The sequence below is a fragment of the Pseudopontixanthobacter vadosimaris genome, assembly GCF_012979275.1.
In the GTDB taxonomy this organism is placed as follows: domain Bacteria; phylum Pseudomonadota; class Alphaproteobacteria; order Sphingomonadales; family Sphingomonadaceae; genus Pseudopontixanthobacter; species Pseudopontixanthobacter vadosimaris.
Genome location: NZ_JABASZ010000040.1, coordinates 55,623 through 70,486 on the forward strand (window position 1 = coordinate 55,623; position 14,864 = coordinate 70,486).

Here is a 14,864-nt window from a genome sequence, read left to right on the forward strand (position 1 = left end):
AGCGCTCGTGCCCGACAATCTGAAGTGAAGGAATTTACCTTATGTGCGGAATCATCGGTATCGTTTCGGCAGATCCCGTCGCGGACCGCCTGGTCGACGGACTGAAGCGCATGGAATATCGCGGTTATGATTCCGCAGGCATCTGCACGCAGCACGATGGGGCGCTGATCCGCCGCCGGGCCGAAGGCAAGCTGGCCAATCTGGTCCGTGAACTGGCCGAACACCCGGCGCCCGGCACCACCGGCATCGCGCATACAAGGTGGGCCACGCATGGCGCGCCCACCGCGCGCAACGCCCACCCCCATGCCACTGCGGAAGTGGCGCTGGTGCACAACGGCATCATCGAGAATTTCAAGCAGATCCGCGACGAACTGCGCGCCCGCGGCCGCACGCTGGAAAGCGACACCGACAGCGAAGTGGTAGCCCATCTCATTTCCGAACAGGTCGAAGGCGGCGCCAGCCCGCAGGACGCGGTGAAGGCCGTGTTACCGATGCTGCGCGGCGCCTTCGCGCTTGCCATCGCCTTCCGCAGCCATCCCGACATGATAATCGGCGCGCGTCTGGGATCGCCGCTGGTGCTGGGCTATGGCGCCGATGACGATCGCCCCGAGATGTTTCTGGGGTCCGATGCGCTGGCGCTCGCACCGCTGACGCAGCGTATCGCCTATCTGGAGGAAGGCGACTGGGTCGTCCTGCGCCAGGGCAGTGCCGAGATCTTCGATGCGGGCAATGCGCCGGTCACGCGCGAGATCACCACGTCGGGCGCATCGGCGGCTGCGGTCGAAAAGGGCAATTACCGCCACTTCATGCAGAAGGAAATTTTCGAGCAGCCGACCGTGGTGGCGCAGACGCTCGGCTCCTACCTGCGGCAGAGCGATGCCAGCGTGGCCCTGCCGCAAATCGATTTCGACCTGTCGGCCATTCGCCGCGTGACGATCGTGGCGTGCGGAACCTCCTATTACGCAGGGCTGGTGGCGAAATACTGGTTCGAACATTTTGCCCGCGTGCCGGTGGACATCGATGTAGCCAGCGAATTCCGCTACCGCGAACCGGTGCTGGAGGACGGCGGCCTCGCGCTGTTCATCTCGCAAAGCGGCGAGACGGCGGATACGCTGGCCGCGCTTCGCCATTGCAAAAAGGCGGGCCAGACCATCGGCGTGGTCGTGAACGTTCCCACCAGCAGCATGGCGCGGGAAGCGGATCTTTTGCTGCCGACCCACGCAGGACCGGAGATCGGTGTGGCATCGACCAAGGCCTTCACCTGCCAGCTTGCCGTGCTGGCCGCGCTCGCCGCGCATATGGCAGTTCGCAAGGGGTTGATGGACCGGGCTGAGGAACAGGCGGTTGTGGGGCACCTGCTCGAAGCGCCAGCCTGCCTGAATGCGGCGCTGGCGCATGACGAGGATATCGAGGCCATGGCCCCGCTGATCGCGCCTGCACGTGACGTTTTGTATCTGGGGCGGGGGCCTGATTACCCGCTCGCCATGGAAGGCGCGCTGAAGCTGAAGGAAATCAGCTACATCCATGCCGAAGGTTATGCTGCCGGAGAAATGAAGCATGGACCCATCGCCCTGATCGACGACAAGGTGCCGGTCATCGTCCTGGCGCCGTCCGGACCCTTGTTCGAAAAAACGGTGTCGAACATGCAGGAAGTGCGCGCCCGAGGCGGGCAGATCGTGCTGATTTCGGACCGTGAGGGAATCGAGGAGGCGGGCGAAGGCTGCATCGCAACCATCGAGATGCCGCGCGTGCATCCGCTGATCGCGCCGCTGGTCTACGCCGTTCCGGTCCAGTTGCTCGCCTATCATGTCGCCTGCGTGAAGGGCACCGATGTGGATCAGCCCCGCAATCTGGCGAAGTCGGTTACGGTGGAGTAGCTTCTGTCCTGCATTACGTGACAAACCTCTGGCAGCAGTCAGGAATATCGCAATAGTCAGCCCCTGATTTACCCGGTCATAACCTTTGGGGCCTATCGCTGCCGTGTGACCGACAACAGCCAAGACATACCCACGCTGTCCAACGATCTGCCTGCCTTGGCGGTACTGGGCCTTACCGATCCGGCAACGGGAGACTGGGCGCGGCTGCGCGGGCTGCAATATTCCTATTTCGCGCGGGTCAGCACCATACGTGCAGCGTTCCACCTCATCGCGGCGGCGCTGGTCGTCCTCGTCTATTTCGGTCAGGTTCCCGTCTTCATCCAGCTCGGCTGGCTCGCGGCGCTGGCCCTGGCGGTCTATTCCGCCATTCGATACGACAAGGCGCTGGGCGATTCCGACAAGCGGCGCATGAGGCGGGTCGAATTCAACAAGCAGGCGATCAGCCAGGCGATGATCGCGCTGGTCTGGTCGGTGCCGATGCTGCTGTTCATGCCCTATGGCACGCAGGGCGAACAGATGGCGTTGTGGGCGATAGCCGCGATGCTCGTCACCAGTGCCGCGCTGCGCCTGTCCGCTGCGCCGCTGGGCACGGTGACCTTTGCGATCATTACCGGTGTGACCGCTGTCGGGGTGTTCTGCTGGCAGAATGCTTACGATCTTGCGGCAACGGTCGTGGTGTTCGTCATCTTCTCGATCCTCGGCACGATCGAGGGAGCCCGCAATTACCTGAAGGCCCGGATTGCCGAGGCCGGTGTCGTGGAGAAAAGCGAAGTGGTGTCGCTGCTGCTGCGCGAATTCGAGGAGAACGAGGCCGACTGGCTCTGGCGGGTCGACACCGCGCGCCGGATCCGTTCCGTTTCGCCCCGCTTCGCTTTCGCGCTGGGCCGAACGACTGAAGAGATCGAGGGCCTGCCGTTCCTGCAGCTCATTTCGGGCGATGCCTGGGAAACCGGGCAGTTCCCCACCAGCCTGCACGATCTGGCCGAACGGTTGAAGCGGCGGGAAAACTTCTCGAACCTGATGGTCAAGGTGGAGATCGGAGGAATAACGCGCTGGTGGGAATTGTCCGGCACGCCGATGCTGGACGAACGCGGGGCGTATATCGGTTTTCGCGGCGTCGGCTCCGATGTGACGGAGCAGCGCGAATCGTCGGAAAAGATTGCCTATCTGGCCCGTTACGACACGCTGACCGGGCTGCCCAACCGGATGATGCTGAACGAGGCGCTGGGCGAGGCCCTGCGCTATTCCAAGCAGTGGCGGTCGCGTTGCGCCTTCCTGATGATCGACCTCGACCGTTTCAAATCGGTCAATGATACGCTGGGTCATCTGGTCGGCGATCAGTTGCTGGCGGAGGTTTCCGGGCGCCTGAAGAGCCTATTCGGTGCCAATGAAACATGCGGCCGGCTGGGCGGCGACGAATTTGCCGTGGTGATCCGCGATGCAGATGCTGCAGGCTGTGTGCAAGCTGTCGCGCAAAAGATCATCAGCGCACTTTCGGAACCTTATGACATCGACGGCAATACCCTGTTCGTGGGGGCGAGCGTGGGTTCGGCGATCGGTCTGCGCGATGGCTCGACCGTCGAGGAACTGATGCGCAATGCCGATCTTGCGCTCTATCGCGCCAAGGATAGTGGCGGATCCGAACATTACTGTTACGAACCTGCACTGCACGCCTCGGCAGAGGAGCGGCGCAAGCTGGAGTTCTCGCTTCGCCGGGCGCTGGAGAATGAGGAGCTCGATCTCGCTTTTCAGCCGGTCGTCAATGCCAGAAGCGAGGAAATCGTTAGTTTCGAGGCCCTGGTCCGCTGGAACAGCAAGGAACACGGCTTCGTCAGCCCGGCCAAGTTCATCCCGCTGGCAGAAGATACCCGCCTGATCGTTCCGATCGGCACCTGGGTGATGGAGCGCGCCTGCCGCGAAGCCGTCAACTGGCCAAGCCATGTCCGGATTGCGGTCAATGTCTCGCCTGAGCAATTGATCGAACCGGCTTTCGCGAATACCGTGGTCAATGCCTTGCGGCAAAGCGGCCTGGAACCGCAAAGACTTGAGGTGGAGGTGACCGAAAGCATCTTCCTGCGCGATGCGAATCTGGCGCGTATTGCACTCGAACAGGTGATGGCGCTGGGCTGCACAGTGGCGCTGGATGACTTCGGCACGGGCTATTCATCGCTCGGCTATCTTCGCAAGCTGAGGTTCTCGACGATCAAGGTGGACCGCAGCTTCGTGCAGGGTGCGGCGCAGAACAGCGCCGAGAGCCTCGCCATCATTCGCGCCGTGGTTGCAATGGCGGACAGTCTCGAGATGTCGACCACGGCCGAAGGCGTGGAAAGTGCGGAGGAGGCCGAACTGATCGGCGAGATGGGTTGCACCAAGATCCAGGGCTATCATTTTGGACGGCCCATGTCCGCCGCCGACGCCCGCCAGCTGTTCGTGCGGCAGGCACGGCTGCGGGCCTGAGCGCCCCAGCGGCGGTCGGCCCGCAGGTTCGGGCAGGAGAGCAGCAGGAGCGGGCAGCCGGCTGGGCATGCCGGCAGTTCCCGGGTCGATGTCGCCCCAGGCGTTCTCAGGCCGGTGCGAGAGCGTTCAGTATGCTTTCGAACAGGATGCGCCCATCCGTGCCCCCATGCGCCGCATCCACCGCCCGTTCGGGGTGAGGCATCATGCCGAGTACGTTTCCGGCCGGGCTGAGAATACCGGCAATATCGCGCCGCGATCCGTTGCTGTTGTCGAGGTAGCGGAATGCCACTCTGCCATCGCCTTCCAGCCGGTCCAGCGTTTCGTCGTCAGCGAAGAAATTGCCGTCGTGATGCGCCACCGGAATGGTGATTTCCTGTCCAGCTGCGTAGCCAGTTGTAAAGCGGGAAGCGGCATTTTCGACCCGCAGCGGCATGTCGCGGCAGATGAAATGCATATTTTTGTTCCGCATCAGCGCGCCGGGCAGCAGGCCGCTTTCGGTCAACACCTGAAAGCCGTTGCAGACCCCCAGAACCGGAACCCCGGCATTTGCGGCGGATGCCACCCCCTTCAGTATGGGGCTGCGCGCAGCCATCGCGCCCGAGCGCAGATAATCGCCATAGGAAAAGCCGCCGGGAAGGGCGATCAGATCGAGTCCGCCGGGCAGTTCGGCATCGCCGTGCCAAAGGCGCAGCGGCGCCCGGCCGGTGACGGATTCCAGCGCGACCGCCATGTCTCGGTCGCAATTCGATCCCGGAAAGGTGACGACGGCTGCGGAAAACGGCATCAGGCGACCTTCTCGACCCGGTAATTCTCAATGACAGTATTGGCGAGAAGCTTGCGACACATATCCTCGATCGCTGCGTCGCTGATGTCGTCCGCTACTTGCAGTTCCACCATCCGTCCGATGCGGACATCCTGGATGCCACTGAAACCGAGCCCCTCCAGCGCGTGGTGAACGGCACGACCTTCAGGGTCGAGGACACCCGGCTTGCGGCTGATCTGAATGCGTAACTTCATGAGATTCGCCTGTCTCGTTTTCGGATCTGGAGATTCGCTGCGCCTATGCCCGCTGCGGCGACGCCGGGCAAGCGGCAGCCCTCGGCCGGGCGCTCCACATTCAGCAAAAAAGCGCCGGCGGTGCATAACCCCGCCGGCCCCGTCAATTCTTCCACATTTGCTAACCGCAGATCAGTTGGCGGCCGCGGCAACCTCTTCGGCGACGATGCGGACGAAAAGCCGTTTCGCAGGATCGAGATAACGCTGCGCCAGCGTCTGGATTTCTGCCGGGGTCACCGCCTCCAGATTGGCGCGCCGCTGCCTGATCCGGTCCAGCCGCTCGGCCTCGCCTTGCGCATTGGCGACATAGCCTGCCCAGTAGCCATTGTCGGTCAACGACTGCTGCTGCCGTTCCAGCGCCGGGTTGCGGGCGCGGACAAGCAGATCGGCATCGATCGGCGCATCGCGCAATTGCTGCGTCACTTCGAGAATGGTCGCTTCCACCACGTCCATCTGCGCCGGATCGACGACTGCGCCAGCTGCCAGATACCCGAAATCGGTATAATCTTCGGACATGCTGGCACCGACGCTCGCCCCGTAGGTTGCGCCTAGATTTTCCCGCAATTCCTCGGTCAGGATCAGGCGCATGACAGCGCTCAGCATCGTTATGCCCGTTTCCAGGCGATAGTCGCTGTCATCGGGCAGCGGCCAGTAATTATTGACCATCGCCTGATCGGCCTGACCGCCGTGGGTCAGCACCACCGGGGTCAGATCCTCGCGGAAGCGTGCGGCCCGCTGCGCGGTGAAGTCCGGCTGTTCCACCATCCTTTCCGGCAGGGCCCCGAAACTTTGCGCGACGGCGGCGATGGCCGCATCCTCGTCAATGTCACCGACAATGCCGATCTCGATCGGGGCATTGGCCGCATTTGCCAGATAGGGGGTGCGGAGGTCTTCCAGCGACAGGGCGGACAGCGCCTCGCGCCCCGGAATGCCGAAGCGCGCATCGTCATTGGCGATGATCGTCGGAACCTGCGTGGCGGCCACGTTCTGCGGCGTGGCGTTCAGCTGTTCGGAGATGACGTCCACCAGCGAAGCGTAGCGCGATTGCGCCTCGGGCCGGAAGCCCGCGTCGGTCAGATAGGCGGCGCTGACCTTCATCTGCAAGGCGAGATCTTCCGGAGTGGTCGCCCCGCCGACGACGAAGGCATCCACGGCAGGCTGGAACCCGGTTGTAACATTGCGGCCGGCCAGGACCTCCTTCAGATCCTCCTCCGAATTGCGAGTCGTCGCCGCATTGGCACCGACGGTCGACAGCATCAGCGCATAACCCGAATTCTGTTCGGGAAGGATGAATTGCCCGCCCGACATGGCGACGTTGAATCGCACGCGGCCCGGCTCAAAATCGGTTTTCTTGATGTTCAGACGCACGTTGTTGGCAAACCGCACGGTGCGAATGTCGAGATCCTCGATCCGCTCGTCAGCGACGACAGTGCCGGGCGTGCCGAAATTGTCATAGGCGAACATGACCTCGTCAGCGGCATCCATCGGCATGACCGCTTCGCTTGCGCTGGCCAGATAGGCGCGCTCGATCGCCTCTTCGCCGCCCTCGACCTGCTTGCCGGCAACGTGAACGACCGGCGCGCTTCCTTCGAGTAATTCGCGGAAACTGGCGTTGACGGCGTCCAGCGTCAGATCGCCGCGGTAGGTGTTGAAGAATTCGTAGCGCCAGGCGGGATCGGTAAGGATATCATCCTCGGCAGCGATGGCGACGATGGCATTGGCGATCTGCGCGTTCGTCCGTGCGTCGGCCTGTTCGACGGCCGTGCGATAGGCAGTCTCCCGATTGGCGATATAACGGTCGAGTTCACGCTGGGTGAAGCCGAACTGCACGGCACGGCGCGCTTCGGTCTCGAGCAGTTGCAGCCCTTCCTGCCATGCGCCGTCGCGGGTCGTCGCGCGAAGAGTGGTGGTGTTGGCCGCATCCTCATATTCGCTCAGGGTGATTCCCGCGCCCAGGATATTGGAGCCTTCCGCGCTGGTGATGCGCGACAGGCGCTGATCGAACAGACCGGTCGCGGCGGAACGCACGGCGTCGGCGCGCCGTTCTGCAACCGTGTCGGCCGGGTCGGCATAGGGTCGCATGATCTCGATCAGAACCTGCGACGGTGCGGCGGGATCGATGAAGGTATCGAAGGCGGCAGGGCGGTTCATGTCCACGCTGCCGAGCGGGGCGGGCGCACCGGCTGCGCCCTGGGCCTGCCAGTCGGAAAACGCTGCGCGAATCTTCGTCTCGACCGCGGCCGGGTCGAAATCTCCGACCATGATGAGGGTTGTGTTCTCGGGCCGGTAATAACGATTGTACAGGGCCTTCAGGCGTTCGGCCGGGGCGGTAGTCAGCACTTCATCCGTGCCGATGGGGAAACGGTCGGCATAGGGCGTATTCGGCGCGGTGAAGCGCAGCTGGTCCATGATCTGGCGCAACTGGAAACTGTCGCGCGCACGGCGTTCCCCGACGATGACACCGCGTTCGCGGTCGACGGCGGCAGGGTCGAACAGGATTTCGCCGGCGGTTTCCCGCATCAGCATGAGTCCGGTGTCGATCAGATCGTCATTGGTCTGCGGCAGGTCGAGCAGGTAAACCGTTTCGTCGAAACCGGTATAGGCGTTCGTATCGGCACCGAAGGCCAGCCCCTTGCGTTCGAGCAGCTTGACCATTTCGCCTTCGGGAATGTTGGTCGTGCCGTTGAAGGCCATGTGTTCGATGAAGTGAGCAAGCCCGCGCTCATTATCGGCTTCGGCAAGAGAGCCGAAATCGACATGCATGCGGATGACGGCGGTGCCTTCGGGCTTGTCGTTCTGCCGAATGGCGTATTTCATGCCATTGTCGAGCTGGCCGTAGATGACCGTCGCGTCGGGCACGACATCGGTCGCCTCGACATTCCAGCCTTCGACCGGGCCTTGAGCCAGGCCCGGCGTGGCGATGAGCAGAACGGCGGCGGATGCGCCTGCCATCGCCACATGGGCGATCCGGCGGGAAAACGATGTGCTGTTCATAAGATACGACCCCTCAGTTGCATTGCAAATGGCAGGGTGCGCGCAACATCGTGCCTGCGAAGAATACGGCGCCCGGACCCCCGGCCATGCCTGTCTCCGTGTAGCGCGATTTCGGTCAAGTGCAAATCGGCGCTCTGCCGAACGGACATGCGCTTCGATCAATGACGAGTCGGCAGGCGAGGCAGTGACTGCAACATCCGTTCCGCCTCGCGCCGCGTCATTTCTTGGGCTTGGTGTTCCGCAGCTTGCCGCGATGGGCCGACATGTCGAAAACCTCGCCGGCACTGCCATCGTCGTTCTGTAGCAGGCCCAGTCTGCGGGCGACTTCCTGATAGGCTTCTTCCTCGCCGCCGAGATCGCGGCGGAAGCGGTCCTTGTCCAGCTTTTCGCCCGTGTTCATGTCCCAGAGCCGGCAACCGTCCGGGCTGATTTCATCGGCCAGAATGACGCGGGCGTAATCGCCGTCCCACATGCGGCCGAATTCCAGCTTGAAATCGACCAGGCGAATATTGATCGCGGCGAACATGCCGACCAGGAAATCGTTGACGCGGATCGCCATGCTGGCGATATCCTGCATCTCTTCATTGCTGGCCCAGCCGAAGCAGGCGATGTGTTCCTCGCCCACCAGCGGATCGCCCAGCGCGTCGTCCTTGTAGCAATATTCGATCAGCGTATGGGGAAGCTGCTCCCCTTCCTCGATCCCCAGCCGCTTGCTCAGCGAACCGGCAGCGACATTGCGCACGACCACTTCGATCGGGATGATCTCGACCTGGCGGACCAGCTGTTCGCGCATGTTCAGACGGCGCAGGAAATGCGTGGGAATGCCGATCTGGGCGAGGCGGGTGAAGACGAACTCGCTGATGCGGTTGTTGATCACGCCCTTGCCGTTGATCGTACCCTTCTTCTGCGCGTTAAAGGCCGTGGCATCATCCTTGAAATACTGGATGATGGTGCCGGGTTCCGGCCCTTCATACAGGATCTTGGCCTTGCCTTCGTAAATCTGGCGACGACGCGACATAATGTTTTCCCCACACGCGATGACCCATGTGCGACAGGCTGCGCAAGAATGCGAAAGCCCCGGCTGCAACACATCCGTGCTTCGCAAGGGCCGGGCCGCCGCGCCGCCTCTACACTTGCCCTCGGCCTAAGGCAATCGCTGCTTCGGCGGCGGATCGGCGGTTCTGACCGCCTCGGCCACTTCCATCGGTGCGGTTTCGGGGACGTGCCGGATCTCGCATTCGCACCCGGCGTCACGGCCCCTTTTCGGCCACGATGATCCTTCTTGCCTTTGCTGCACATGCGAATAGTGCATTCTTGCCACACTTCACGTCCAAACGCAGCATTCTTGCGGGCTGCGGCGCACGGCCAGTTGACTTGCTGCGGCTTTGCGGCAGGTTAAGGGTGACGCATCCACCTCCCCAGGGGTTGCCTAGAAAATATGAAGATTTGGGAGAAATTTTGGTGAACACACCCCGCTTTAACGGAACGAGTCCGCGTGTTTTCGGCGCTGCTGCGAGATATGCGCTGGCCACCGGCGTTTCGCTGGCTGCCATGACTGCGCTGCCTTCCAGCGTCGCTCATGCGCAGACCGTAGGCAACACCATGGCCGAAAACGCCGATATCGATGAACCGCAAGAGCCGCCCCTGACCACGATCGAGGATCGCAGCGATTTCGAAATCGTCGTAACCGCGCAGGGCCGCCAGCAATCGCTGGCCGATGTTCCCGTCGCCGTGTCGGCCGTTTCCGGCGAATTGCTGGAGCGGTCGGGCACCAGCGACATTCGTGAACTGAACCAGGTCGCGCCTTCGCTGCTGGTTTCATCCACCGGCAACGAGGCGAACGGTTCGGCCCGTATTCGCGGCATCGGCACCGTGGGTGACAACCCGGGCCTCGAAAGCTCTGTCGCCGTTTTCGTCGACGGCGTCTACCGTTCGCGATCGGGCAATGCGCTCAGCGAACTCGGCCCGATCGACCGGATTGAAATCCTGCGCGGTCCGCAGGGAACGCTCGGCGGCCGGAATGCGTCCGCCGGTCTTATCAGCGTCTATACCGCGCAGCCCGAATTCGATTTTTCGGGCTATGGCGCATTCAGCTACGGCAATTACGACATGTATCGGATTGAAGGCGGCGTGAACGTGCCCTTCGGCACGACGCTGGCTGGCCGGATCGACGGCGTCTACATGAAGCGCGACGGCTTCTACGACGATGTCGTGAACGATGTGGATGTCAACGACCGTGACCGTTACCTGCTGCGCGGGCAGTTGCTGTTCGATCCCAACACCGATCTTACCGCGCGAATCGTGGTCGATTATTCCAAGAAGGACGAGGCCTGCTGCGCCGCGGTTTTCGTCACGCCGGACTTCAACCCGCTGGCGCGCGTCAGCCCCGGTCTCGATCTTTACAACAGGCCAACTGGCGGTACGCCCGCACTCGCATCGGGACAGAACCCGATCGGCGGCGTGCTGCTGGCGCTGGGTCAGGACCCGCGTGCGTTCACCAACGATATGTTCGAGCGGGAAATCTATCCGACCCGCGGCCGCAGCTATGAAGGCGAAACCGAAGATTACGGGATTTCGGGCGAGATCAATTACAATCTCGGCGATATCACGCTGACTTCAATCACCGGCTATCGCGAATATGAGAACTTCCAGGGGTCGGATACGGATTATACCGGCGTCGATATTCTTTATCGCGCACCCGGCCCGAATGCCGGGGCACGCCAGTTCAAGACCTTTACGCAGGAATTGCGACTGCAGGGCTCGCTTTTCGAGGACCGGCTCGACTGGCTTGTCGGCGGCTTCTACGCCAATGAAGATCTCCAGGTGCGCGACACTCTGCGCTTCGGAACGCAATATGGCGCCTTTGCGCCCTGTCGTATCATTCTGGCGATCAACCCCGCACTGGTTGCGCCGGGCAGCACCGGCTGCCTCAGCGCTGGCGGACGCGGGGCCTTGCGTGCAGCAAACGGCGGGGCAGGTGCCTTCGGGGCTGCAACGCCGCTCATCTTTGCCGGTCTCGACAATCTCGCCCGGCTCAACGATCTTGGCAGCACGGGCGATGTATATAACCAGGACAGCGAGAACTTCGCTTTCTTCACGCACAACATCTTCCACGTCACCGACAAGCTCGATCTGACGCTCGGTCTGCGTTACACCAATGAAACGAAGGATTTCGATGCCACGCTGGCGAATGACAATGTCATCTGCCCGCAGAACCGGCAGTTGCTCAGCGGCCTTCTGGGTGTGCCCGCGCTGGCCGGTCTTGCCGGCGGATTGATCTCGCTCTCGTGTCAGGGCAATTCGACTTCGGAAATCAACGGCGTGACGCTGAACGACAGCCGGGACGAGGATGAATTCACCGGTACGGCCATCCTGTCCTATCAGCCGAACGACGATCTGCTGTTCTACGGCAGCTATTCGCGCGGCTACAAGGCGGGCGGCTTCAACCTCGATCGCTCCGCGCTTACCGGAACTTCCGGTCTGGGCGTAATCGCCGGACCTCTGGTGGCTGGTGATGTCGCCAATCTCCAGTTCGACCAGGAAGAAGTGGATGCTTTTGAAGTCGGCGCGAAATATTCGACGCGCATGTTCTCGGCCAGCGTCGCCGCTTTCCGTCAGGAATTCAGCAATTTCCAGCTGAATACCTTCAACGGTTCGGTCTTTCTGGTGCAGAATGTGAACGCCTGCTCCACCGACCTGGGCGGCGCGGACATGGATGCATCCGCGGCAACCGGTGCCTGCCTGCCCGAGAACGTCAAACCCGGCGTGATCTCGCAGGGTATCGAAGTCGAATCGACGATTTCGCCGGCACGCTTCTTCGATGCCACGCTGGGCTTCACCTATACCGACACGAGCTATACCGATGACCTCATCGGCAATAGCGATGGCCGTCCGCTGGACCCCGCGCTGCGCCTGCTGCCGGGTGACAATCTGTCGAATGCGCCGGAACTCGTCACCACCGGTTCGCTGACCTGGACACCGCCGATCGGCGACAGCGGGCTGAGCGGCCTGTTCTTCATCAATGCGCGTCTGACCAGCGATTACAACACCGGTTCCGACCTGCTCTACGGCAAGGAACAGGACGGCTATGTGGTGGTGAACGGCCGCATCGGCATCACCGGTCCCGACCGGGCCTGGGCGATCGAGGCATGGGCGCAGAACCTGTTCAATGAAGATTACACGCAGGTTGGCTTCAACACGTCCTTCATTGCGCCGCAGCAGACCTATTCGGCATTCCTCGCCGAACCGCGCACCTATGGCCTGACGGTTCGCGGACGCTTCTGAAACACTGTTCGTCACGGCAGAAGAGGGCCGCTTCCTGAAAGGGAGGCGGCCTTTTTCGTCAGGATGTGTGGAGCGGCACCTGAATCATGGCAGCAGGCGATCCGGACAGTATGGAGACGTGGCTACAGCCCGAAGGAGCCGGCGGAATTGCGCTTGCGACTACTCAGATCGGCACGAGCGCCTGCCACCGGCTGAATGCCCGATCGCTCATCGAGATTATCTGGAGAATTGTGGTGCCCAAGGGCGGAATCGAACCACCGACACTGCGATTTTCAGTCGCATGCTCTACCAACTGAGCTACTTGGGCATCACGAATTCCGGCACCGCATCATGACGGCATCGGAAGATCGCCGGGCGAGGCCAGGCCTCGTTCCAACGGTTGGAGTGCGGGCGTATGGCGAAGCCTTGGCCGCTTGGCAAGGGGGTTCAGTCGCTTTTGTTGTCGAGGACTTCCGCCGCGATATCTTCCGGCGCGGCGGGCGGGCCGGGAACGCTATAGCCATCGTTGAACCACTGCGCCAGATCACGGTCGCGGCACCGCGTGGAACAGAACGGCGCGTGATCGGCAGAGCGCGGTTTGCGGCAGATCGGGCAGGGGCGGGTGCGTATGTTCGTCATGAGGCAACTGCCTGAGCGAAGCCGCCTTCGAGTGCAAGCGTATCGTCCCGCTCGACGATCAGGTCGCGCCCGATCCGCCGGCGCAATTCCCCCAGCCATTCGGGACAGAGCCGGTCCGCCACTTCGCTCCGGCAGCGCAGCAGGACGGTGCCCGGATCCTCCACCTGTTCCGCATGGCGCAGCAGCAGCCGGGCCGCCGCGGCCGCAGGCGCGCTCTGCAGGCGGTGCAGCAGGGATGGACGCACCAACCGGCGGACGATCTGCACGAAGCCGAAACCGTTCATCGCGGTGCGCTCATGCGGGACATCCGCCAATGCTTCGGCCAAGGCCCGGTCGATCGTCCGCCGGCCTGCCTTGTCCTGAATCGTTGGAAAATCGATACCGATGGAGCCGCCGATGTCGAACCGGGCGATCGCGCCGGTGATTGCAGGAATGGCTCTTTTTGCCAGTTCGCCCGCCGCGCCGTCCACATCGATCAGGGTCATGGCCGGAGTGGGAGCAAGGATGAGCGAACCACCCGGAAAATGGGTTTCGCCGCTCAGGGCTTCCAGCCATAAATCGTTCCAGTCGCAATCCGCCGGGAAACGATGCACGATCCGCACCGTCTTTCCTTCACCTTCCAGGCGCTGGGCAAGAGGCGGCATGTCGCATGGCGCAGCGCCGGTCGGGCGCGCCTGCGCCCGCTTCAGACGGCCTTTCTCTGCAATGGCGCTACGGATCACTTCCAGCCGAAGCATCGTGCCTTCGGAAGTATCGCCCGGCAATCGGTCGACGAGAGCTTCCTCGCCATTGCGGAACAGGGCAATACCGCGCGGCGAACCCTTTACGCGCGCAACAAGGCGGGCATCCTCGACATGGCCTGCCGCCAGCGCGCCGGGCCAGTCCAGACGGGCAGCGACGATCCCGCCTGCATGCAAACGGATCGCCCGGCTTTCGCCGATCCCTTCCTCGACCAGCCATTGCGCCATGGCGGTCAGTTCCGGATCAGGCCGGCGGCCCTCAGCACGGCTCTCGTTTCGAACAGCGGCAGGCCAATCACGCCCGAATGCGACCCGGCAATCCAGGCGATCAGGCCTTCGGCGGCACCCTGAATGGCGTAGCCACCTGCCTTGCCGTGCCATTCGCCCAGATCGATATAGGCGTCGATTTCGGCAGTTTCGAGGCGTTTGAACCTGACGGACGTCTCGCTTACCTTCTGGCGCAGCGTGCCGCCGGGCGAAGCGAGTGCGATAGCGGAAATCACCCGGTGGCGGCGACCCGACAGGAGTTGCAGGCAATGACGCGCCGTGGCCGCATCTTCAGCCTTGGGCAGGATGCGTCGGCCCAGCGCGACCACGGTATCGCCGCCCAGCACATGGGCACCGACGGCGTCGATGGCGCGCGCCTTTTCGCGTGCCATGCGGATCGCATAATCTTTCGGCACTTCAGCGTCGTGCGGTGCCTCGTCGATATCGGCAGGCAAGACGGCATCCGGTTCGATGCCGATCCGGGCCAGCAATTCGCTGCGCCGCGGGCTGGCAGACGCCAGGATCAGGCGAGCCGCCGGTTCTGCATCTGCCATTTGCAAAAACGTGCCTG

11 protein-coding genes and 1 tRNA gene are annotated in these 14,864 nt (G+C 62.6%); 3 read left to right on the forward strand and 9 right to left on the reverse strand.

The genetic code is table 11. The features are described from left to right. Positions 1-41 precede the first annotated feature (41 nt). On the forward strand, positions 42-1,877 hold the full coding sequence (gene glmS / locus HG250_RS11115) for a glutamine--fructose-6-phosphate transaminase (isomerizing) (protein ID WP_170005395.1): 1,836 nt from the start codon (positions 42-44) through the stop codon (positions 1,875-1,877). A 105-nt stretch (positions 1,878-1,982) separates the two neighbouring features. Further along, on the forward strand, positions 1,983-4,334 hold the full coding sequence (locus tag HG250_RS11120) for a putative bifunctional diguanylate cyclase/phosphodiesterase (protein ID WP_338103910.1): 2,352 nt from the start codon (positions 1,983-1,985) through the stop codon (positions 4,332-4,334). A gap of 106 nt (positions 4,335-4,440) precedes the next feature. Here the strand turns inward: HG250_RS11120 and purQ are convergent, their stop codons facing one another. The 5 genes from purQ to HG250_RS11145 form a co-directional block, all read right to left on the reverse strand. Further along, complete coding sequence (gene purQ / locus HG250_RS11125; protein ID WP_170005396.1) at positions 4,441-5,118, reverse strand: phosphoribosylformylglycinamidine synthase subunit PurQ; 678 nt, start codon at positions 5,116-5,118, stop codon at positions 4,441-4,443. Further along, entirely contained in the window at positions 5,118-5,351 is a 234-nt protein-coding gene (gene purS, locus HG250_RS11130) for a phosphoribosylformylglycinamidine synthase subunit PurS (protein ID WP_170005397.1), read from the reverse strand. Before purS ends, purQ begins: the two co-directional genes overlap by 1 nt. A gap of 171 nt (positions 5,352-5,522) precedes the next feature. Further along, on the reverse strand, positions 5,523-8,384 hold the full coding sequence (locus HG250_RS11135; RefSeq protein WP_170005398.1) for a M16 family metallopeptidase: 2,862 nt from the start codon (positions 8,382-8,384) through the stop codon (positions 5,523-5,525). 217 nt (positions 8,385-8,601) lie between these two features. Continuing rightward, positions 8,602-9,402 (reverse strand): phosphoribosylaminoimidazolesuccinocarboxamide synthase, encoded by an 801-nt coding sequence (gene purC / locus HG250_RS11140; protein ID WP_170005399.1) that lies wholly within the window; start codon positions 9,400-9,402, stop codon positions 8,602-8,604. Positions 9,403-9,634: 232 nt separating this feature from the next. Next, the gene (locus HG250_RS11145) at positions 9,635-9,937 is read right to left on the reverse strand and encodes a hypothetical protein (RefSeq protein WP_170005400.1); all 303 of its coding nucleotides are present in this window, start codon (positions 9,935-9,937) and stop codon (positions 9,635-9,637) included. Between HG250_RS11145 and HG250_RS11150 the strand changes: the two genes are divergently transcribed. Continuing rightward, positions 9,936-12,668: a TonB-dependent receptor gene (locus tag HG250_RS11150; protein WP_170005401.1), complete on the forward strand. Its 2,733-nt coding sequence runs from the start codon at positions 9,936-9,938 to the stop codon at positions 12,666-12,668. The two genes, HG250_RS11145 and HG250_RS11150, sit on opposite strands and share 2 nt — an antisense overlap. Before the next feature lie 231 nt (positions 12,669-12,899). Here the strand turns inward: HG250_RS11150 and HG250_RS11155 are convergent. From HG250_RS11155 to HG250_RS11170, 4 genes are all read right to left on the reverse strand, one after another. Then, a tRNA-Phe gene (locus HG250_RS11155) sits at positions 12,900-12,975 on the reverse strand. Positions 12,976-13,094: 119 nt separating this feature from the next. After that, positions 13,095-13,286, reverse strand: coding sequence for a DNA gyrase inhibitor YacG (locus HG250_RS11160; protein ID WP_170005402.1), 192 nt, complete (start codon positions 13,284-13,286; stop codon positions 13,095-13,097). Further along, positions 13,283-14,254: an Rne/Rng family ribonuclease gene (locus tag HG250_RS11165; protein ID WP_170005403.1), complete on the reverse strand. Its 972-nt coding sequence runs from the start codon at positions 14,252-14,254 to the stop codon at positions 13,283-13,285. The genes HG250_RS11160 and HG250_RS11165 overlap by 4 nt, the downstream gene beginning before the upstream one ends. 5 nt (positions 14,255-14,259) lie before the next feature. Then, entirely contained in the window at positions 14,260-14,847 is a 588-nt protein-coding gene (locus HG250_RS11170) for a Maf family protein (protein WP_170005404.1), read from the reverse strand. Between the last annotated feature and the right edge of the window lie 17 nt (positions 14,848-14,864).

Coding starts and splice junctions, on each gene's coding strand:
- HG250_RS11160 (WP_170005402.1), bottom strand. CDS start 13,286: ATGACGAACATACGCACCCGCCCCTGCCCGATCTGCCGCAAACCGCGC.
- HG250_RS11150 (WP_170005401.1), top strand. CDS start 9,936: ATGACTGCGCTGCCTTCCAGCGTCGCTCATGCGCAGACCGTAGGCAAC.
- HG250_RS11170 (WP_170005404.1), bottom strand. CDS start 14,847: ATGGCAGATGCAGAACCGGCGGCTCGCCTGATCCTGGCGTCTGCCAGC.
- HG250_RS11145 (WP_170005400.1), bottom strand. CDS start 9,937: ATGGCAGCCAGCGAAACGCCGGTGGCCAGCGCATATCTCGCAGCAGCG.
- purQ (WP_170005396.1), bottom strand. CDS start 5,118: ATGCCGTTTTCCGCAGCCGTCGTCACCTTTCCGGGATCGAATTGCGAC.
- HG250_RS11165 (WP_170005403.1), bottom strand. CDS start 14,254: ATGGCGCAATGGCTGGTCGAGGAAGGGATCGGCGAAAGCCGGGCGATC.
- glmS (WP_170005395.1), top strand. CDS start 42: ATGTGCGGAATCATCGGTATCGTTTCGGCAGATCCCGTCGCGGACCGC.
- HG250_RS11135 (WP_170005398.1), bottom strand. CDS start 8,384: ATGAACAGCACATCGTTTTCCCGCCGGATCGCCCATGTGGCGATGGCA.
- purC (WP_170005399.1), bottom strand. CDS start 9,402: ATGTCGCGTCGTCGCCAGATTTACGAAGGCAAGGCCAAGATCCTGTAT.
- purS (WP_170005397.1), bottom strand. CDS start 5,351: ATGAAGTTACGCATTCAGATCAGCCGCAAGCCGGGTGTCCTCGACCCT.